General features: G+C 74.7%; 14 protein-coding genes, 3 tRNA genes and 2 pseudogenes. 9 read left to right on the top strand and 10 right to left on the bottom strand.

What is annotated here, in order from left to right; genetic code table 11:
- Positions 1 to 27 precede the first annotated feature (27 nt).
- The 3 genes from ACZ7DL_RS11020 to ACZ7DL_RS11010 all read left to right on the top strand — a co-directional run bounded on the left by ACZ7DL_RS11020 (position 28) and on the right by ACZ7DL_RS11010 (position 5891).
- Positions 28 to 1116 (top strand): AAA family ATPase, encoded by a 1089-nt coding sequence (locus ACZ7DL_RS11020; RefSeq protein WP_470773273.1) that lies wholly within the window; start codon positions 28 to 30, stop codon positions 1114 to 1116.
- Entirely contained in the window at positions 1106 to 4699 is a 3594-nt protein-coding gene (locus ACZ7DL_RS11015) for an SAV_2336 N-terminal domain-related protein (RefSeq protein ID WP_470773271.1), read from the top strand. The genes ACZ7DL_RS11020 and ACZ7DL_RS11015 overlap by 11 nt, the downstream gene beginning before the upstream one ends.
- 154 nt (positions 4700 to 4853) lie before the next feature.
- Complete coding sequence (locus ACZ7DL_RS11010; RefSeq protein ID WP_470773269.1) at positions 4854 to 5891, top strand: rod shape-determining protein; 1038 nt, start codon at positions 4854 to 4856, stop codon at positions 5889 to 5891.
- Between the two features lie 124 nt (positions 5892 to 6015).
- Here ACZ7DL_RS11010 and ACZ7DL_RS11005 read toward each other — a convergent pair whose 3' ends face one another.
- Both ACZ7DL_RS11005 and ACZ7DL_RS11000 read right to left on the bottom strand, forming a co-directional pair.
- Positions 6016 to 6969, bottom strand: coding sequence for an anti-sigma factor RsbA family regulatory protein (locus ACZ7DL_RS11005; RefSeq protein ID WP_470773268.1), 954 nt, complete (start codon positions 6967 to 6969; stop codon positions 6016 to 6018).
- Complete coding sequence (locus ACZ7DL_RS11000) at positions 6966 to 7334, bottom strand: STAS domain-containing protein (RefSeq protein WP_470773266.1); 369 nt, start codon at positions 7332 to 7334, stop codon at positions 6966 to 6968. The genes ACZ7DL_RS11005 and ACZ7DL_RS11000 overlap by 4 nt, the downstream gene beginning before the upstream one ends.
- A gap of 135 nt (positions 7335 to 7469) precedes the next feature.
- Between ACZ7DL_RS11000 and ACZ7DL_RS10995 the strand changes: the two genes are divergently transcribed.
- Positions 7470 to 8225, top strand: a complete 756-nt coding sequence (locus ACZ7DL_RS10995; RefSeq protein WP_470773264.1) for an ANTAR domain-containing protein — start codon at positions 7470 to 7472, stop codon at positions 8223 to 8225.
- Between the two features lie 152 nt (positions 8226 to 8377).
- Here the strand turns inward: ACZ7DL_RS10995 and ACZ7DL_RS10990 are convergent, their stop codons facing one another.
- From ACZ7DL_RS10990 to ACZ7DL_RS10970, 5 genes and pseudogenes are all read right to left on the bottom strand, one after another.
- A complete protein-coding gene (locus tag ACZ7DL_RS10990) occupies positions 8378 to 9736 on the bottom strand; it encodes a serine/threonine-protein kinase (RefSeq protein WP_470773262.1) in 1359 nt (452 codons plus the stop codon).
- Positions 9737 to 9830: 94 nt separating this feature from the next.
- Positions 9831 to 10334: pseudogene (locus ACZ7DL_RS10985) on the bottom strand (MFS transporter); the annotation flags it as partial.
- A gap of 56 nt (positions 10335 to 10390) precedes the next feature.
- Entirely contained in the window at positions 10391 to 11341 is a 951-nt protein-coding gene (gene thpD / locus ACZ7DL_RS10980) for an ectoine hydroxylase (protein WP_470773261.1), read from the bottom strand.
- Positions 11338 to 11883 (bottom strand): GNAT family N-acetyltransferase, encoded by a 546-nt coding sequence (locus ACZ7DL_RS10975; RefSeq protein ID WP_470773260.1) that lies wholly within the window; start codon positions 11881 to 11883, stop codon positions 11338 to 11340. Before ACZ7DL_RS10975 ends, thpD begins: the two co-directional genes overlap by 4 nt.
- Positions 11880 to 13154, bottom strand: coding sequence for a M20 metallopeptidase family protein (locus ACZ7DL_RS10970; protein WP_470773259.1), 1275 nt, complete (start codon positions 13152 to 13154; stop codon positions 11880 to 11882). Before ACZ7DL_RS10970 ends, ACZ7DL_RS10975 begins: the two co-directional genes overlap by 4 nt.
- Before the next feature lie 258 nt (positions 13155 to 13412).
- Between ACZ7DL_RS10970 and ACZ7DL_RS10965 the strand changes: the two genes are divergently transcribed.
- The 3 genes and pseudogenes from ACZ7DL_RS10965 to pcp all read left to right on the top strand — a co-directional run bounded on the left by ACZ7DL_RS10965 (position 13413) and on the right by pcp (position 15808).
- Positions 13413 to 14333, top strand: a complete 921-nt coding sequence (locus ACZ7DL_RS10965) for a polysaccharide deacetylase family protein (RefSeq protein ID WP_470773584.1) — start codon at positions 13413 to 13415, stop codon at positions 14331 to 14333.
- Positions 14333 to 14806 (top strand): pyridoxal-phosphate dependent enzyme, encoded by a 474-nt coding sequence (locus tag ACZ7DL_RS10960; RefSeq protein WP_470773258.1) that lies wholly within the window; start codon positions 14333 to 14335, stop codon positions 14804 to 14806. Before ACZ7DL_RS10965 ends, ACZ7DL_RS10960 begins: the two co-directional genes overlap by 1 nt.
- Before the next feature lie 351 nt (positions 14807 to 15157).
- Positions 15158 to 15808, top strand: a pseudogene (gene pcp, locus ACZ7DL_RS10955) (pyroglutamyl-peptidase I).
- Positions 15809 to 16017: 209 nt separating this feature from the next.
- On the opposite strand, the gene ACZ7DL_RS10950 reads toward pcp, so the two are convergent.
- The 3 genes from ACZ7DL_RS10950 to ACZ7DL_RS10940 form a co-directional block, all read right to left on the bottom strand.
- Positions 16018 to 16091, bottom strand: a tRNA-Ile gene (locus tag ACZ7DL_RS10950).
- A 174-nt stretch (positions 16092 to 16265) separates the two neighbouring features.
- Positions 16266 to 16338 (bottom strand) — tRNA-Asn (locus tag ACZ7DL_RS10945).
- Positions 16339 to 16344: 6 nt separating this feature from the next.
- Positions 16345 to 16417 (bottom strand) — tRNA-Asn (locus ACZ7DL_RS10940).
- 158 nt (positions 16418 to 16575) lie between these two features.
- Between ACZ7DL_RS10940 and ACZ7DL_RS10935 the strand changes: the two genes are divergently transcribed.
- Both ACZ7DL_RS10935 and ACZ7DL_RS10930 read left to right on the top strand, forming a co-directional pair.
- On the top strand, positions 16576 to 16881 hold the full coding sequence (locus tag ACZ7DL_RS10935; protein ID WP_470773257.1) for a YtxH domain-containing protein: 306 nt from the start codon (positions 16576 to 16578) through the stop codon (positions 16879 to 16881).
- An 82-nt stretch (positions 16882 to 16963) separates the two neighbouring features.
- Positions 16964 to 18418, top strand: a complete 1455-nt coding sequence (locus tag ACZ7DL_RS10930) for an FGGY family carbohydrate kinase (protein ID WP_470773255.1) — start codon at positions 16964 to 16966, stop codon at positions 18416 to 18418.
- Positions 18419 to 18454 lie beyond the last annotated feature (36 nt).

Here is an 18454-nt window from a genome sequence, read left to right as displayed (position 1 = left end):
ACCGACCGTCCCCCGGAGAAGAAGCCCATGCCCCTGTGGCCCGTCTACACCGGCACGAACGAGCCGCACGACGGCATCACCCAGCTGCCCCCGCCGCCGCCCTGGCGGGCCTTCGACGGCGGGCCGGCGCTCCCGGCGCCGGACGCGGCCGCGGACGCCGCCGCCGTCTCCCCGGACCGCGCCCACCGCGCCGAGACGTACCAGGCCACCGAGGAGACGGTCCAGCTGGTCAACGCGGCCCTGTATCTGCGCCGTCCGCTGCTGGTCACCGGCCCGCCCGGCACCGGCAAGTCCTCGCTCGTGTACGCGGTCGCGCGTGAGCTGCGGCTCGGCCCGGTCCTGCGCTGGAACATCACCAGCCGCAGCTCGCTGCACGACGGCCTCTACCAGTACGACCCGCTCTCGCGGCTGTACGCGGCCCGGCAGGAGGCCGCCCGGACCGACCGGCCGGACCGGACGGACCGGGCGGAGGGGACGGACCGGGCGGAGGGGACGGCGGGGACGGAGGGCACGGCCGACGGGTCGGGCATCGAGCACCATCTGCGCCTGGGCCCGCTCGGCACCGCCCTGCTGCCGTACGCCCGCCCCCGCGCGCTGCTCATCGACGAGATCGACAAGAGCGACCTCGACCTGCCCAACGACCTGCTGAACGTGCTGGAGGAGGGCCAGTACGAGATCCCGGAACTGGTGCGCGCCTCCCGGCTCGCGCCGGACGGCATCGCCGAGGTGCTGGCCGACGGCACCGACGAGCGGGTCCCGGTGGCCCGCGGCCGGGTCCGCTGCCGGGCCTTCCCCTTCGTCGTCCTCACCAGCAACGGCGAGCGCGAGTTCCCGCCCGCCTTCCTGCGCCGCTGTGTCACGCTGCATCTGCGGCAGCCGGACGACCGGCACCTCGCCGAGATCGTCCGCGCCCATCTGGGCGAACCCGACGCCTACGCGCGGACCCTGATCGACCGCTTCCTGTCCCGGGCGGGTGTCGGCGACCTGGCCACCGACCAGCTCCTCAACGCGATCTACCTGGCCCGCTCCGCCGACCTGGACGCCGACTCCCTGGACCGGCTGGCCGAACAGCTGATGCCGTACCTGGGGCAGACCGCCCGGTCCGATGTCTTCTGAGCACCCCGGCTCCCCGGACCCCCTGGTCCGCCTGGCCGACGTCCTGGCCCAGGCGGCCCAAGGGGACCGCCCGACCCCGCTGGAACTGGCCGAACTGCTCTGGCTGGCCCGGCACATGACGCCCGACGGCCCAGGTGTCCCCGGTCCCGATGCCCCCGGCCCGGAAGCCGCCGAAGGCCAGTCCGCCGACGACCGGCCCACCGGGGAGCCGGCCCCGCCGCACCAGCCACCGCCCCCGGACCAGCCACCGCCCCGGCGGGAGACACAGGAGCCGGAACCGGCCCGGGCGCCCGGGCCGCCCGCCCGGGTCCCGCTGCACCTTCCCTCCCGCCGCCCCGCCCCGGCGGCGGACCGGTCCCACGCCACCCTCCTCGCGCCGGCGCCCCCGATGCTGCGCCACCCGCTCGCGTTGCAGCGCTCGCTGCGCCCGCTGGCCCGCCGCGTCGAGGCTCCCGTGGGCCACGAGCTGGACGAGCGGGCGACCGCCGACCGCATCGCCCGCCTGGGCGCCGACCCCGAGTGGTGGCTGCCCGTGCTGCGGCCGGCACGGGAGCGCTGGCTGCGCCTGCACCTGGTGTACGACGCCGGTCCCACCATGCCGGTCTGGCGCCCCCTGGTCCGCGAACTGCACACGGTGCTGGCCCAGTCGGGCGCGTTCCGCACGGTCGTGCTGTACCGAGCCGAGGCCGACGGCACCGTGCGCGGCCCCGACGCGCACGCGCCCGCCGACGGCCGTACCGTCACCCTGCTGATCAGCGACTGCATGGGCCCGCAGTGGCGGCAGGGCCCCGCCGGGACGCTGTGGTACGCCACCCTGCACCGCTGGGCGCGCCGGATGCCCCTGGCCGTCGTTCAGCCGCTCCCCGAGCACCTGTGGCGGGACACGGCGCTGCCCGCCGCTGCCGGCCGGCTGTCCGCCCCGCACCCGGCGGCCCCGACGGCGTCGCTCGCGTTCACGCCCTACGAGCAGGACGAGCGACAGGATGCCCGCGGTGTGGTCCCGCTGCCCGTGCTGGAGCCGGAGCCGCGCTGGCTGGCGCACTGGGCCGCGCTGCTGACGACGCCGGGCGGTGCGGAAGTCCCGGCCGCGGTGGCCCGGTTGGGCCGTCCGCTGCCGGCGAACTCCGAGGACCGTACGGACGTCGGTCTGCTGTCCGCCGAGGAGCTGGTCCTGCGGTTCCGGGCGACCGCGTCGCCCGAGGCGTTCCGGCTGGCCGGCCATCTCGCGGTGGGCCGCCCCGACCTGCCGGTCATGCGCCTGGTGCAGGCCGCCGTGGAACCCGATCCACGCCCGCAGCACCTGGCCGAGGTCATCCTCAGCGGCATGCTCACCACCGTCCCGGGCGGCCCGCCGGGCGCCTACGCCTTCCGGGACGGCGTACGCGAGCTGCTCCTGCTCGGCCTGCCACGCACCGCCCGCCACCGCACCGGCGAACTCCTCGGCCGCATCGGCGAGTTCATCGACCGGAGGGCGGGCCGGGCACCGGGCGAGTTCCAGGCGTCGGTCCCGGCTCCCCGGGGCACGGGGACGGCCGTGGAGGGCGATCCGTTCGCCACGGTCAGCGAGGACAGCGTGCGACGGCTCCGGGCCGGCCTGGCGGAGACCGAAGCCAAGGCCGAAGCAGAGGCCGAGACCGAAGCCGAAGTCGAGACCGAAGCCGAAACGGCGGCAGAAGCAGGAGCCGAGATCGGGACTGAGGCCCAGATCGGGACCCACGCCGAAGCAGCGCCCGAAACGGACGCCGAGCTCGGGACCGAAGCCGAAGCAGCGGCCGAAGCCGGGGCTGAACCCGAAACCGGGGCCGAGATCAGGACCGAAGCCGAAGCAGCGGCCGGAACCGAGGCCCGGATCGGGGCCGAAACCGGGGCCGAAACCGAGGCCGAGGTCGAGGCCGGAGTCGAACTCCCCGTCGGCCGGACCGAGATCCACTTCACGGCCGAGGAACTCAGCTGCCGCCCCGAAGCCCGCATCACCCTCGAAGCCGCCGTGCACGAGATCCTCGCGCGCGGCGCGCTCAGCCCGCGCCGGTACCGGGTGGACGTCCGCCCGGACGGCTACCGGGTGCGCACCGAACCCGGCGTCTTCCTGCTGCCCGTCCTGGTCGCCGTCCTGCGCGAACTCCCCCACGCGCGGGCCCGGCTGGCCGATCCGCCGCGTCTGCGGGTGACCTTCGGACGGCCGCCCGCCGGGCCGCCGGAGGCCGCCGCGGAGGTGATGGTCGTCGTACCGCCCGCGCTGTACGACGAGTTCGCCGCCAGCTCCGCCGCGCAGGGCTCCGTGCGCTTCCGGCCGCTCTATCGGGACGACGCCCCGGACACCCCGCCGGTCGCCTGGTACTGCGTCCTCGTGCCGGCCGCCGCCGAGCCGGGGGAACGGGACCTGGTCCAGGGTCCCTTCATCAGCCGTGACCTGCGCGAGCTGGGCCTGCCCACCCCGGGCCGTACGGCCGTCGTCCACACGCTGCCCGACGGCCCGCTCACCCTGCTCGACCCGGTCCAGCCCTACGGCTCCCGCCCGCCCCGCCCGGAGACGTACTACTCGGTCGACCTCACCCCGCACCAGGCCCGGCACACGGTGTCGCTGCCCAGCTCCGGCCCGGGCGCGTTCACCGCCGTGGTGGAGCTGTCCTGGCACGTCGTCGACCCGGTCGCCTTCGTCCGCGGTGAGACCAGCGGCGTCGCCGGGGTCCTGCTGGAGCATCTGCGCGCGGCGGCCACCCGGCTGACCCGACGTCATCCGCTGCGCCGGGCGGGCGCGGCCCAGCGGCAGGTGAACACGGCGGTGCGCAGCTGGCCGGTGCCGGGGCTGGCCGTGTCGTACAGCGTGTGGCTGGCCCCGGAGGGCAGGCCCCTGCCGGATCCGGAGCGGCCGGCACCGTCACGCCGGCGGCTGGCGGCCCTCCTCGGCGACGCCGAGACGGTCCTGATCGGCTTCGACGGTCCCCTCGCCCGGCTCTTTTCGGCGCAACGGGCCCGCGAGGCCGTGCGCGAGCTGCTGTCCCTGGTGGTCGAGCACCGCCCTCCGGAGGAGGTGTTGGCGGGCCGGCCGCTGCCCCGCGCGAGCGCGGCCGGCCGGGAGGTGTTCGTGCATCCGCTGGACCTGCTGCGGGCCTTCGCCCAGGACCGGCTCGGCCCGACGCTGCGGGCGCGCCTCGACGCCCTCGAACTGGACGCCGTACCGGACGCACCCACGACCCACCGCTCGCTCGCGCTCGTCCGGGCCCTGCACGGGTCCGGTCGCCGGGTCAGCGTGGTGACGGACGCCGGCCCCGAGGCGGTCCGCCGCTACCTGGAGCCCTATCGCCTGCCCCTCGCGGGTGTCCACGGCCGCAGCCACGACCTCGCCCTGCTGATGCCCCACCCCGACTGCCTGCGGCGGGCCCTGGACGCCGTCGGCACACCGGCCCGCTCCGCGGTGCTGGTCAGCTCCTCGGTGGCCGAACTGACCGCCGCCCAGCAGCTCGGCCTCCGCTTCGTCGGCTACGCCCCCACCGCGGCCGGGCGCCGCGGCCTGCGCGAGGGCGGCAGCGAGATCACCGTGTCGTCCCTCGAACCGCTGCTGGAGGCCGCCCGCTCCCTCTGACGCGGCCGACACACCGGGACGGGCCGGAAATACGCCCGTTCAGCGGCGCCCCGCCCGGCCGCCCAGGAAAGGCGCCCGCTTCCGGCCCCGCGCAGGATGCCAGTGAGCCCGCCGATCAGGCGGGCTCAAGGACTGGGCACTCGGGAGGATCGCCGTGACCGTCAGCCTGGAGCAGTTGCGCCGCTGCCATTTCGCCGTCGACCTGGGCGCGGCCCGTACCCGGGTGTATGTGAAGGGCTCCGGTCTCGTCGTCGATCAGCCCTCGGTGGCGGCCGTGAACACCCGTACCGGCGCGCTCATCGCCGTGGGCGAGTTCGCGGAGAAGATGACGGGGCGTACCCCGGACTACATCCGGGTCGTACGGCCCATCTCCGGTGGCACGGTGGTCGACATCGAGATGGCGCAGCGGATGCTGCGGCACCTGCTCGGCGACAAGATGCGCCGGGCCCTGCGCCGCAAGCCCCGGCTGCGGGCGGCGGCCTGCGCGCCGCACGACGCCGATCCGCTGGCCCGCCGGGCGACGATCGAGACGCTGGTCGGGCTGGGGGCCCGGCGGGTCGAGCTGGTGGACACGCTGATCGCCGCCGCCGTGGGGTGCGGGCTGCCGGTGGAGCGGCCCGAGGCCACCATGGTCATGGTGTGCGGGGCGGCGGCCACCCAGGTCGCGGTGCTCTCGCTGGGCTCCATCGTCGCCGCCGAGCGAATCCCGGTGGGCGGCGAGGCCGTGGACCACGCGATCGTGCAGCATCTGCGGCACGAGCACGAACTGATGCTGCCCAGCCAGGCGGTACGGCCGCTCCAGCTGGCCCTGTCCGGAAACGGCCTGACCCCGCACGGCCCGGCGTCGACCGAGATCCACGGCCGGGACGTGGCGACGGGCCTGGCGCGCAGTGTGCGCGTGGACACCGCCGCCGTGCGCGACGCGATCCAGACCCCGCTGACGGCTGTCCTGGACGGCATCGGCGAGGTGCTGCGCGACTGCCCGCCCGACCTGGTGGCCGACCTCGCCGACCGCGGGATCATGATGGTCGGCGGCTCGGCGCTGCTGCCCGGGTTCGACGAGATGCTGCGGCAGGCCACCCGGATGCCGGTGCACATCGCCGAGCGGCCCGACATCTGCGTGGCGCAGGGCCTGGGCGCCATGCTGGAGGGCAGCATCGAGCCGCTGGTCCTGGACCCGCTCGCCGCCTGAGCCGGGCCGGGCCCGCCGTATGACCGGCGATCCGGTCACGACGGTGACGTGGCAGGCGCCGTGGGGCGGCTGAGGGTCACGGCCGCCTGCCGGGCCGGGCGGCCCGCCGGCCGCGGCGGCGGCCTCAGCGGGCCAGGTAGCACCGGATGGTGGTGCCCTCCGGGCCGGTGTGGATCCGGACCAGGTCCGCCACCAGGTTGACCAGCAGCAGTCCGCGTCCGCCCCGCTGGTCGCGGGCGGCGGGGTTGCGGCCGGCCAGCGGGTCGGTGATGCGGCCCTTGTCGCGGACCTCGCACAGCACGTACCCGTCCTCGGGCCACACCGTGAGCTCGCCCGTACCGCCGCCGTGGACGACGCTGTTGGTGGTCAGCTCCGCGGTGATCAGGGTCAGGTTCTCCAGGGCCAGGCCGGACAGGCCCAGCCGGGCGCCGTGGTCGGTGGCCAGGTGCCGGACGGCGGACAGGGAGTCCTCGTCGTAGCTGAGGCCGAGCACGTCCGGGCCGGTGCCGGGCCCGGGCGGCAGCGGCTCGTTGTAGCGGGCGACCACGCCCTCCGGGTCGTAGGCCGCGCTGGTCCGCCCGGTGGCCGAACCGACCGGGATGACGAGCGGGTGGGTGGCGTACGCGTCGGCGAGCGCCCGCTCGTCCAGGGCGGAGGTGTCGTACGGGCACAGGATGGTGACCTCGCGGCCCCGGAACGCCGCGTTGATCAGCGCCTCGTGCTGGGCGCAGGCCGGGTACTCGGCCGGGCTGCGGCCCGCCCAGACCGGCTCGCCGATGATCTGGACCCGCCGGCCGGGCGGCTGGGCGTCGGCGAAGGCGCGCAGCACGCCGGGGATGATCCGGCCCGGGTTGCGTCCCGCCTCCCGCATGTCCAGGAACCGTACGGCGGCGCCGTCGGCACCCAGCTCGTCCTGGATCAGCCGGAGGTTCTCGCCGGGGACGGCGACGGCGACCGGCTCGTCCGCCGCCAGCGCCGCACGGACGAAGGGGACGGTTCCGGCCAGATACTGCTCGGTGTCGCCGTAGAACAGCGCGGGATGCACGAACGGGTCATCGGGTTCGGCCGACCTGGTCATGACGTCGACACCTCGATCCCCGGCAGCCCGGGCCACAGTAGGTCCAGCATGCGCGGCAGGGCGGCCGGCGGCCGGCACAGCACCAGTCGCCGCCGCTCGCCGAAGCTCCGGGCCGTGTCCGCCAGCGCGCCGGCGCCGGCGACGTCGACGAAGGTCAGCGCGGAAAGCTCCAAGTAGTACATGTCCTCGCCCTCGCGAACGGCCCGCTCCAGCGCGTGCTCCCAGACGGTGCGCGTACGCAGACTCACCTCGCCCGCCGCCCGGAACCCGGTCCGCCCGGTCAGCGGGTACACGTCGAGCCGCGGCACCGAGGGCATCGGCACGGCGGCGGCCGACGGGGGCCGCGCCGGCTCCGTTCCGCTCACGTCATCTCCCAGCCGCACAGGTAGCAGAGTGCCCAGTATGCGGCAGGGCTTGCCTCGCCGGGGTGTAGACCCCGGCACAGGGGGCAGGCGAAGGACGGACCACACAGCGGACACAGCGGACCGGGGACGAAACACATGACCTCAGCGGCACCCGCACCGCACACCGGGCAGCCGGCCACCCTGACCGTCGACAGCCACACCGAGGGCGAGCGGATCGTCCTCACCGCGCGCGGCGAACTGGTCCGCGGCTGTACCGACATCCTCGCCGAAGCGCTGGCGGCCCTGCCCGCGGGCGCCGCCCGGGTCGACCTCGACGTGACGGGGGTGACCTTCCTCGACACGGCCGGGCTGGCGGTCCTGGACACGCTGGACGCGTTCGGCCGCCGGTACGGCGTACCGGTCGGTGCGATCGGGTGGCGGGGCCAGCCGCGCCGGGTGCTGGAACTGGTGGGCCTGGACCCCGATGACCCGCTGAGCGCCGACCTGCCCCCGGGCCTGCCCGACCGGGCCGCCTCCGCGGTGGCCCGGGAACGCGCCGAGCAACTGGATCTGCTGCGGCTGGAGATAGAGCAGCTGCGCCACGCGATGGACTCACGCCCCGTGATCGACCAGGCCCGCGGCATCCTGATGGCGGCCCACGGGTGCACCCCGGATGAGGCGTGGGAGATGCTGCGGGAGGCGTCCCAGCGGTCCAACACCAAGCTGCGGCAGGTGGCGGCGGCGGTCACGGCGAGCGCGGTGCCCGACGGCCCGGCACCGCCCGCGCCCCTGCGGACGGCCCTGGCCGCGGCGGCGGCCCGGTATGCCGGCCGGGTCAGTACGGCAGCAGACGCCCGGAGGGAGTCCTGCGGTCGATCTCCTGCTCGCGCGGGGCGGCGGGCCGCCGGCTGACACGTACCCGGATGCGACGGTCCATGACGCCCTCCTGCTGCCGACACCACCCGGCGGTGGACGCCGGTAGGAGGTCCGTGCCCAGGACCTGACCGGTTCAAGCGTGTGAGCGGGCAACTACCGGAATCGGCCGGGCGGTTGGACCCGGCTCGCTAGCGGGTCAGATAGCGGTGGAGTACCGGGTCGAGCTGGGCCAGCCAGGCGTCGAGCCGGGCCTTGCGGCGGGCGTTCAGCTCGCAGGAGTACACGCCGCCGTCCCACAGCCGCACGGTGAGGGTCAGGCGGTGGCCGCGCCAGGTGCGTTCGACGTGCGCGATCTCGTCCCATCCGAAGTCGGCGGTGGCGCCCGTCACTTCGAGGAGGACTCCGGTGGCGTTGACGACGGCGCCGGAGTGGGAGTCGGCGAGTACGGCCTCCGGGCTGCCGTACGGTATCGGCGGTCCGAAGCCGTAGGGGGCCGGCGGTGGGCTGGGCTGCGGATGCGGCGGGGTGCCGAATCCCGGAAACGGCTGCTGCTGCCCGGGCGTTGCGAACGGCACGGCCGACTGCGGGGGCGTGGCGGGATGGTGCACGGGCTGCGGGGGCGTCGTGGGCGGCGGCGGTGTGGTGAACGCCGGCAGGGCTGTGCCGGGCGTCGCCGGGGATGTGCCGGGAGTGTCCGGGAGTGCGCCGGGCGTCGCCGGGGGCGCGGTGAGCGTCGGCGGGTACGGCGGTGCCGTCGGGCGGGCCGGGTCGGGTGCCGGGCCGGTCAGCCGGTCCAGCAGCGCGCTGGGCGTGGGCCGGGCCGAGGGCTCCTTCGCCAGGCACTCCGAGACCAGCTCCGCCAGGCCGGCGGGTACGGCGGACAGGTCCGGCGACTCGTGCACGGAGCGGTACATCAGCCCCATCGGTGTGCCTTCGCCCCAGGCGGCGCCGCCCGCCGCCGCGACCAGTACGGCACCGAGGGCGAACACGTCGGCGGCGCCGGTCACATCGTTGCCGAGGGCCTGTTCGGGGGCGAGGAAGCCGGGTGTGCCGAAGGCGGTGCCGGTGGCGGTGAGGCGGGTCGACTCGACGGCCCGGGCGATGCCGAAGTCGAGGACGCGCGGCCCGTCGGCGGCCATGATGATGTTGCCCGGCTTCAGGTCGCGGTGGACCAGGCCGCAGGAGTGGATGGACTCCAGCGCCTCGGCGAGCGCGGCGGCCAGCGACCGCAGCTGCGGCTCGTCCATGGGGCCCTCGGCGGCGAGCCGCTCGGCGAGGGTGAGGCCGGGGATGTAGGCGGTGGCCAGCCAGAGCGGGTCGCCGTCGACGTCGGCGTCGACCACCGGGGCCGTGTGGAAGCCGCCCACCGCGCGGGCCGCCTCGACCTCGCTGCGGAACCGCTCCCGGAAGACCGGGTCGGCGGCCAGCTCCGCCTTGGCGACCTTCAGCGCGACGGCGCGGCCGCCTCGCGTCCGCGCGAGATGGACGGTTCCCATGCCGCCCTCGCCGAGCCGGCGCTCGATGAGGTATCCCCCGATGCGTTCCATGCGGACAGTATGACCGCCGGACAGGACCCGTCCATGCCCCCGTCCGTGCCCCGTTGTCGGGGCGTCAGCCGCCGCGGGCGCGGACGGCCAGCAGGGCGGCCAGCCCGGCGAGCGGCGGTCCGAGCAGGGACGGAAGGACCCAGCCGGCGCTCATCATGGCGAGCATCCTGGGCCGCAGCCGCTCGGGGTACGCCTGGCCGACGGCGGTGGTCACCGACACCGCGACCATCCCGGCGGCCAGCCCGTCCACGAACCGGCCGGCGGCGAGCTGCCAGACCGAGACGCTGGACGCGGACACCAGCAGGGTGAGCACCGACAGGACCATGCCGAGGGCCAGGGGGCGCCGGGCGCCCGCCCGGTCCGCCCAGTGCCCGCCGAACAGGCCGGCGGCGACGAAGCAGCCCGCCACGACGGGGAGCAGGGAGACCCCGTCGAGTTCCCGGACCGCCGTCGGCAGGGTGGGCACGGCGGCCAGGGCGGCGAACCCGGTCAGGAACATCACCACGGCGAAGGTCAGGGTGGCGGCGAGGTACGGCGGCGAGAAGATCCCGCCCCGCTCGGCACCGGCCGACTCGCGCACCCGCTGCTCCTGAGCCACGACAGCACACCCCCCGCAGAGCTGGTCTGGACCATTGCCCACGACGGGAGGGGAATCTACGGGCCTTCCGTCCGGGGGTCAACGGAATCACCGGCCCGGCGCGGTACGGGCGTGAAGGTGCGGCTCGCCAGGTAGCCGGGCCGCGGGCGCGGGGCCGCGTACGGGGTGCCGAGAGGGTTCTCGACGCTGTTGTAGACGACGAAGAGGTTGGTGCGCGGGAACGGTGAGACGTTGGGGGCCGAGGCGTGCAGGCTGTCGGCGTCGAAGGCCACCGCCGAGCCCGCCGGGCCGGTGAACTGGCGGATGCCGAGCTCCCGGGCCAGCGCGGTGACCGCGGCCCGGTCCGCCGGTCCCGCGGGCAGGTTCTTCCCCCGCAGGGACGTGCGGTGGTAGTCGGGCGGTGTCTCGCCGACGGACGGGACGAAGGTGCGCTGCGCCCCCGGGATGATCATGAGGGGGCCGTTGTGCGGGGCGTTCTCGGTCAGGGCGATGGACAGGCTCAGGGCGCGCGGTGCCGGCATGCCGTCCTCCGAGTGCCAGGTCTCGAAGTCCGAGTGCCAGCCGAAGCCCGAGCCGTCGAACGCCGACTTCAGATTGACCCGGGTCTGGTGGACGTACACGTCCGAGGCCAGGATCTGGCGTGCGACGTCGGCGAGCCGGGCGGAGTGCACGATCGCGCGGAACGTGTCGCTCAGCGCGTGCACCTCGAACACCGAGCGGATGCCGTCGCCGTCGGGCTCCGGCACCACCCGCCCCGACGCGCGCAGGGACCGGTCGGCCGCCAGCCGTCCGGTCTCCGCCAGGCAGGCCGCCGTCTGCTCGGCGGACAGCAGCGCCTCGACGTACAGGCATCCGTCCCGGTCGTAGGCGGCCAGTTCGGCGGCGGACAGCGGGCCGGCCGCGGCGGGGTTCCAGACGACCGGGTGCCGGCGCGGGAACGGGGCCAGGGCCTCGGGAGTGCGCGTCGGGTACGGGTCCCCGGCGGCGGGGCGCGCCGTGGTGGTCATCGTCGGCTCTCCTCCGGTTCGGGTGACGCGGCGGGGCCGGCCGGGGCGGCGGCCGGACGCTGGAACAGGGCCCCGGAGTTGCGGTGCGGCAGGTCCACGATCCGCAGCAGGTCGAAACCCTGGTCCAGGTAGTAGCGGTGCAGCAGGCGGTTCGTCTTCCATGCCTCCAGGCGCAGCCAGCGTTTGCCCCGCCGGGCCGCCAGCGCGCCCGCCCAGTCCAGCAGCCGGGCGCCGAGCGCCTGTCCGGCGACGGCCCGGCTCACCGCGAGGTCGTGGACGTAGAGGGCGGACGCGGGGTCGTCGTCGCGCCACCATTCCGGGTCGGCCCGCTCGTGGACGGTGATCGTGCCGACGGGCCGGCCGGCGTGGAAGGCGAGGTAGCAGTCGCCCGCCTCGATGGCCTCCGCCATGCGCCACCGGCGCGGCGGGTACTGCCACTGGTCCAGGCCCCGGCCGGCCAGCCAGCGGCTCGCCTCCAGCCACAGGGCCTCGACCTGCTCCAGTTCGCCGGGGCGGGCGGCCCGTATGCCGGGGGCGGTCACCGGGCCGGCTCCGGTCCGTGGCCGGCGAGGAAGGCCAGCGCGACGGCGGCCTCGCAGGCGATGCCCGTGGCGAGCACGCTCTCGTCGATGTCCATGCGGGACGAGTGCAACGACGGGGCCTCGTCGGGTGCCAGGTCCGGGGGGCACGCGCCGAGGAAGGCCAGGGCACCGGGGACGGCCCGCAGGACGTAGGAGAAGTCCTCCGCCGTCATCTGCGGGGCGGCCAGGACCTCCGCCGCCCCGGGGCCGAGCGCGTCGGCGGCGGTGCGCAGCACGAGGTCGGTGAAGGCGGTGTCGTTGACGGTGACCGGGTAGCCGGACTCGATGGTCGCCTCCGCCGTCGCTCCGTGCGCGGCGGCCACCCCCTGGGCGACCCGGGTGATCGCCTCGTGCAGCCCCCGCCGGGTCGGTTCGGCCAGCGTGCGCAGCGTGCCGCCCAGTTCCGCGGTGTCCGGGATGATGCCGGCCGCGGTACCCGCGGACAGCCGGGTCACACTGAGGACGGCGCTGTCGTCGGCGGACAGGCTGCGGGTGACCATCGTCTGGAGGGCGAGCACGATCTCGCAGGCCACGGGCACCGGGTCGCAGGTGGTGTGCGGGGCCGAGGCGTGCCCGCCGCGGCCCCGGACGAGGACCCGGAACCGGTCGGAGGCCGCCATCTGCGGGCCGGGCCGCAGCCGCAGCGCGCCGGCGGGCAGGTTCGGGTGCACATGGAGGGCGAAGGCGGCGTCGGCACGGGCGCCGGACGCCTCCAGCACCCCCTCCTCGATCATCAGGCGGGCACCGTGGTGGCCCTCCTCGCCGGGCTGGAACATGAACACCACGCGCCCGGTGAGCCCGTCCCGCCGCGCGGCGAGCAGCCGTGCGGCGCCCACCAGCATCGCCATGTGAACGTCGTGCCCGCAGGCGTGCATCAACCCGGGGCTGCGCGAGGCGAACGGCAGCCCGGTCTCCTCGGTGAGCGGCAGCGCGTCCATGTCGGAGCGGAGCAGGATCGTCGGGCCGTCGGCCCGTCCGGTGAGGGTCGCGGTGACGGAGGACAGGGCGTCGCCGGTACGGACCTTGAGGCCGAGGCCGTCCAGCGCGTCCAGGATCAGCCGCTGGGTGGCCGGCAGGTCGAGGCCGGACTCGGGGCCCTGGTGCAGGGCGCGGCGCAGGGCCACCGCTTCGGGGGCCAGCCGGCGTGCCTCGTCGAGGAGGGCCGGGCCGGCGACGGCCGCGGGGCGGGCGGCGTCGGCCGTGCCGGGTGCGGACCGAGGCGGAGGTGTCATGCGGCCGTTCTCCTTCCCGGGCCCGGCCCATGGCGGCGCGGCCCGCAGCGGCGGCACACGAGGAGGCGGTACTCCCTCACGGTAGGGAGCGCGGTGCCGCCCGGACAGACCGCCGGAGCCCCGGCGTACCGGATCCGGACAGGGCCGCCTGCTGACAGGATGGCGGGTTCCCCCCGCTGACCAGCGGTCGACGCGCTGACATGCTCGGGTGAGGACAGCCCGCAGACCCGAGTGAGGGTGAGGACCGTATACATGGCGATGTCTGCGTCCTCGGGAGCTCCCCGACGCCCCTGGGAATGGGACGAGACCGAATGGCGGCGGCACGTCGGCCGGGTCCGCGCCGGACGGAGTCTCCGGCCGGCGTCCTGGCCGGGCGGGGCGCGCTGCGCGGTGGCGCTCTCCTTCGATCCCGACCACGAGACCATCCCGCTGCGCGACGGCGAGGTCATGCCCGGCAAGCTGTCGCAGGGCGAGTACGGCGCCCGCGTCGGTGTGCCCCGCATCCTGCGCCTGCTGGCGCGGCACGCCGTGCCCGCCACCTTCTTCATGCCGGCGGTGTGCGCCCTGCTGCGTCCGGAGGAGGCCCGTGGCTACGTCGAGGCCGGCCACGAGGTCGCCCTGCACGGCTGGATCCACGAACGGAACATGGAGCTGGAGTACAAGCACGAGCGGGACCTCGCCTTCCGGAGCGCGGACACCCTGGAACGGGCGACGGGCCGGCGCCCCGTGGGGATCCGCACCCCGTCCTGGGACTTCAGCGAGCACACCCTGGACATCACCCGGGAGCTGGGACTGCGCTACGACTCCTCGCTGATGGCGGACGACGAGCCGTACGAACTGCTCGCCCACGGCGAGCCCACGGGCGTGGTGGAGATCCCCCCGGAGTGGATCCGCGACGACGCCGCCTACCTCAACATGGACCGCTACTCCGCCGTGCGCCCCTACACCCCGCCCCGGGAGCTGATCCCGCTGTGGCGGGACGAGTTCGACGCGGCCCACGCCGAGGGCGGCCTGTTCCAGCTGACGATGCATCCGCATGTCATCGGGCACCGCTCGCGGATCGTGGTCCTGGCGGAGCTGCTGGACCACATCGCCGCCCGGGATGACGTCTGGTATGCGACCCATGCCCAGATCGCGGAGTATGTGTGGCAGGAGGCGACCGGAAACGGCGCGCACTGATGACCTGGATGCCGGGGGCGGGGGACGGCCTGGCGCCGACGCCGGTGGTCCGCCTGGGGCTGGAGGTCGCGGGCACACCGCGGGAGCTGTGGCTGAAGCTGGAGGGGTACAACCCGTACGGGTCCATCAAGGGACGCACGGCGCTCGCCCTGTGGCGGGACGTCGCGGACCGGGTGGACCCGGGTGCGGGGCTGGTGGAGTCCACGTCCGGCAATCTAGCTGCGCGGCACCACCGGGATCGGCGTCGGGGCCAGCGCGGGCGCCCTGGTCGCGGCGGCGCTGCGGCTGTTCCGGGCCGACGCCGGGCGCACCGCCGCCGCCTGTCTGTGCCCCGACGGCGCCGACCGGTACCTCGACACCGTCCACTCCCCCGTCTGGCGCCGCACCCACGGCATGACCGGGCCGCCCCGCTGCCCGGCGTGCGGGTCCTCGCCGCGGACGCGTCCGGGCCGCTGCCCGAGGGGGCCCGGTGACAACCGCGGGCGGCGGCCAGCGGGACCGGTACACGAGGGCGGGGTCCGCCGGGACCCCCGCCGGCTGCTCCGGGACGAACTGCGCACCGGACAGCTGTACCTCCCGCCGGCCCTCATCCCGTACGCCGGCCATCCCCTGGTACGCGCCCTGCCCGCCGCCGCGCAGCGGGCACTGGCCGCCCGGCCCTGTTCCAGTACCTCGGTTTCACCACCTACTTCGAGACCGAGATGGTCAACCGCGCCACCCAGGCCGGATCCTGCCCGGCGGCCAGGCCGCCATGAACGGCGCCTCCGTCTACATCGACTGACCGTCCGCGACAGCCAAACTCCCCTCTGCGAAAGGAAGTTCACATGACGCGCGTATTGGTGACGGGCTTCGAGCCGTTCGACATCGACACCTACAACCCCTCCTGGGGTGCGGCACAGCTGCTCCAGGAGAACCCGCCGGACGGGACGGAGGTGACGGCCGTTCAACTGCCCTGCATCTACGGGTAATCCCTGAAAGTGCTGCGCGAGGCGGTACTGGAGACGGACCCGGCCCTCGTCCTGTCGATCGGTCTCTCCCCCCGCAACGGCATCTCGGTCGAGCGCGTCGCCGTCAACGTCAACGACTGCCCCCTCGCCAACAACGCCGGCCGGACGGCCGTCGACGAGCCCATCGTCCCCGAGGGCCCCGCCGCCTACTTCTCCACCCTCCCGATCAAGCGCTGCATGACGGAGGTGCAGAAGCAGACCGGCCTGTACGCCGAGGTCTCCCAGACCGCCGGCACGTTCGTGTGCAACCGCGTGTTCTACGGCCTGATGCACCTGCTCGCCACCGAGGGCAAGCAGCGGCGCGGCGGTTTCGTCCACATCCCGCACACCCCCGAGATGCCCCGCGCCGTGAAGGGCCAGGTCCCCTCGCTCCCGGTGGACCAAGCGGCGAACGGCCTCCGCGTCGTCCTGTCGACCGCACTGGCCCACGAGTCGGACATCGCGGTCGCCGCCGGAGCGACCCACTGACGAGCGCGGCCGTGGTTCGAGATCGCCCGCGGGGAACGCGCCGCGGCCGGCACCCCTCCGGTGACTGTCCGTGCTCGGTCGCCCACGGAACGGCGCCCGGCCGAGCCTGGGCCGAGCCAATGATCTCCAGAGACGCCGTAACCCCCTCCAGCCGGAGGGGGTTAACGCTGCGGCACAGGTGAAAACGTTCCTGCACCGACGGGCGGCGGTGGGGCGGGTGGGACTCGAACCCACGGCCGACGGATTATGAGTCCGCTGCTCTAACCGGCTGAGCTACCGCCCCATAGCGGCGTGTCGCGTACAAGTGTGCGCGCCGTCTGCCGCAGCATAGCCGCTCATACGATCTCCTGCTTCGGATGGTCGGCTTCCGCGCTGCTCATGGCCTGAGGACACGCGGCGCGGGCGCGGCGGTTCCCGGGGACATGAAAAAGGACCCCTGCGGGGTCCTCGTTCAGCGCTCCCCCGACTGGACTCGAACCAGTAACCTGCCGGTTAACAGCCGGCTGCTCTGCCAATTGAGCTACGGAGGACCGAAGCTCCCCCGACTGGACTCGAACCAGTAACCTGCCGGTTAACAGCCGGCTGCTCTGCCAATTGAGCTACGGAGGATCGCCTCGTTGCATCGAACGTGCCTACCTGGGTATTCGCCAGGGGGCGGGCGCTCGCTGCGACACATACATTAGCGCAAGCAGGGGGGTGCTCCGCCAATCGGTATCCCTCGGCGTCAGCGCCGCACCAGAGACCTACGCACGGGAAGGGTGGCAGCCATGCGCTACCGGCTCACGTTCCTCGCCGGTCTGGCCCTCGGTTACGTACTCGGCACGAGGGCCGGACGGGAGCGCTACGAGCAGCTGAAGAAGTCGGCGCGGCAGATCGCGGAGAACCCCGCGGTCCGCAACACCGCCGAGACGGCCGCCCAGCAGGGCCGCGTCTACGCCGGCAAGGCGTTCCACACGGTCAGCGACAAGGTCGGCGACCGGGTCCCGGCGTCGGTGGCCCAGCGGGTGCGGTCCCTGCGCGAACGCAACGTCAACGGCACGGGCGAGGACGAGTGGGGCACGAGCAACACCTGACGATCACCCGCACCCCACGCACCTGCCTCCCCTTGAGCGCCTTGGACCAACGCATGCGCAGGAATGCTGCAAAATTCTCGGCATGGGGATAGTCGCCGGCTTGGACAGCTCGTCCGATTTCACTCGCATCGTGGTCTGCGACACGGACACCGGTGCCGTACTACGGCAGGGATACGCGCCGCATCCGGCCGAGACGCCGGACGGCTCAGGCCGCCCGAGCGACGTCGACCCGCAGGCCTGGCTGCTGTCCCTGGGCGAGGCCGCGGGAGGCGGCCTGCTGGAGGGCGTCCAGGCCATCGGCGTGTCCGCGCAGCAGAACGCGCTGATCCCGCTGGACGCCCAGGGCAACACCGTCCGCCCGGCCCTGGTCGGCGGCGACAAGCGCGCCCAGGTCGCGGCGGCCGACCTCGTGGACGCGCTCGGCGGCCGGGAGGCCTGGGCCCAGGCGGTCGGCTGCGTGCCGCAGGCGGCCCAGCCGGTCACCAAGCTGCGCTGGTTGGCGAAGAACGAACCCGAGAACGCGCTGCGGACGGCCATGCTGCTCCAGGCCCACGACTGGCTCGTCTGGCAGCTGCTCGGCCGGCCTGTGAGAAGGACCACCGACCGCGGCGGGGCTTCCGGCACCGGCTACTGGTCGGCGGCCACCGGCGCCTACCGGCCCGACCTGGTCGAGCTGGCGCTCGGCCACCAGGCGATGCTGCCGGAGGTGATCGGCCCGGCGGACGCGGCCGGTACGACCCCGGAGGGGCTGCTGATCTCGGCCGGCACCGGGGAGACCATGGCCGCCGCGTTCGGGCTCGGCATCTCTCTCGGGGACGCGGTCGTCTCGCTCGGCGCCTCCGGGTCCGTGATGGCCGTGCACCCCGAGGCGCTCGCCGACCAGTCCGGGATGATCACCTCCCTCGCCGACGCCACCGGCATGCACCTGCCGGTCGTCACCACCCTGAACGCCGTACGCACCCTGCGCGGCACCGCCGAACTCCTCGGGCTGCCGGACCTGGAGAGCCTGTCCGACCTGGCGATGAAGTCCACGCCGGGGGCGCACGGGCTGGTGCTGCTGCCGTATCTGGAGGGCGAGCGGACGCCGAACCTGCCGCACACCGCGGGGACCCTCGCGGGGCTGCGGCGCGAGTCGATGAGGCCCGAGCATCTGGCGCGGGCCGCGTTCGAGGGCATGCTGTGCGGGCTCGCGGACGCGCTGGACGTGCTGCGCGGCCGGGGCGTGGACGTACGGCGGATCTTCCTGCTCGGGCCGGCCGCCGAGCTGCCCGCCGTGCAGGCCGCGGCGCCCTCGCTGTTCGGCGCCCAGGTCGTCGTACCGCAGCCGGCGGACTACGCGGCGATCGGCGCGGCCCGGCAGGCGGCCTGGGCGCTCGGCGTGTCGCAGGGCGCCCTCGATCCGCGCACCCCGCCGGCCTGGCAGGGTGCGGCGGCGCAGGTGCTGGAGCCGGGCGAGGAGCTGGCCGTGGGGCAGGCGGTACGGCAGCAGTTCACGGCGGTGCGGGAGCAGACCCACCCGGGGGCATTCAACTCGTAGCGGGCCATATGAGGGTGCAACACCGCAGACCCGGGG

Source organism: Streptomyces sp. NPDC036984 (assembly GCF_055607665.1).
This window is presented reverse-complemented; position numbering and strand designations above follow the sequence as displayed.

Bases quoted from the DNA above. Each gene is read 5' to 3' on its own strand.
- ACZ7DL_RS10960 (WP_470773258.1), top strand. From the start codon at position 14,333: ATGACCTGGATGCCGGGGGCGGGGGACGGCCTGGCGCCGACGCCGGTG.
- ACZ7DL_RS10995 (WP_470773264.1), top strand. From the start codon at position 7,470: ATGACCTCAGCGGCACCCGCACCGCACACCGGGCAGCCGGCCACCCTG.
- ACZ7DL_RS10970 (WP_470773259.1), bottom strand. From the start codon at position 13,154: ATGACACCTCCGCCTCGGTCCGCACCCGGCACGGCCGACGCCGCCCGC.
- ACZ7DL_RS11015 (WP_470773271.1), top strand. From the start codon at position 1,106: ATGTCTTCTGAGCACCCCGGCTCCCCGGACCCCCTGGTCCGCCTGGCC.
- ACZ7DL_RS10935 (WP_470773257.1), top strand. From the start codon at position 16,576: ATGCGCTACCGGCTCACGTTCCTCGCCGGTCTGGCCCTCGGTTACGTA.
- ACZ7DL_RS10965 (WP_470773584.1), top strand. From the start codon at position 13,413: ATGTCTGCGTCCTCGGGAGCTCCCCGACGCCCCTGGGAATGGGACGAG.
- ACZ7DL_RS10930 (WP_470773255.1), top strand. From the start codon at position 16,964: ATGGGGATAGTCGCCGGCTTGGACAGCTCGTCCGATTTCACTCGCATC.
- ACZ7DL_RS11005 (WP_470773268.1), bottom strand. From the start codon at position 6,969: ATGACCAGGTCGGCCGAACCCGATGACCCGTTCGTGCATCCCGCGCTG.
- thpD (WP_470773261.1), bottom strand. From the start codon at position 11,341: ATGACCACCACGGCGCGCCCCGCCGCCGGGGACCCGTACCCGACGCGC.
- ACZ7DL_RS11020 (WP_470773273.1), top strand. From the start codon at position 28: ATGCCCCTGTGGCCCGTCTACACCGGCACGAACGAGCCGCACGACGGC.
- ACZ7DL_RS10990 (WP_470773262.1), bottom strand. From the start codon at position 9,736: ATGGAACGCATCGGGGGATACCTCATCGAGCGCCGGCTCGGCGAGGGC.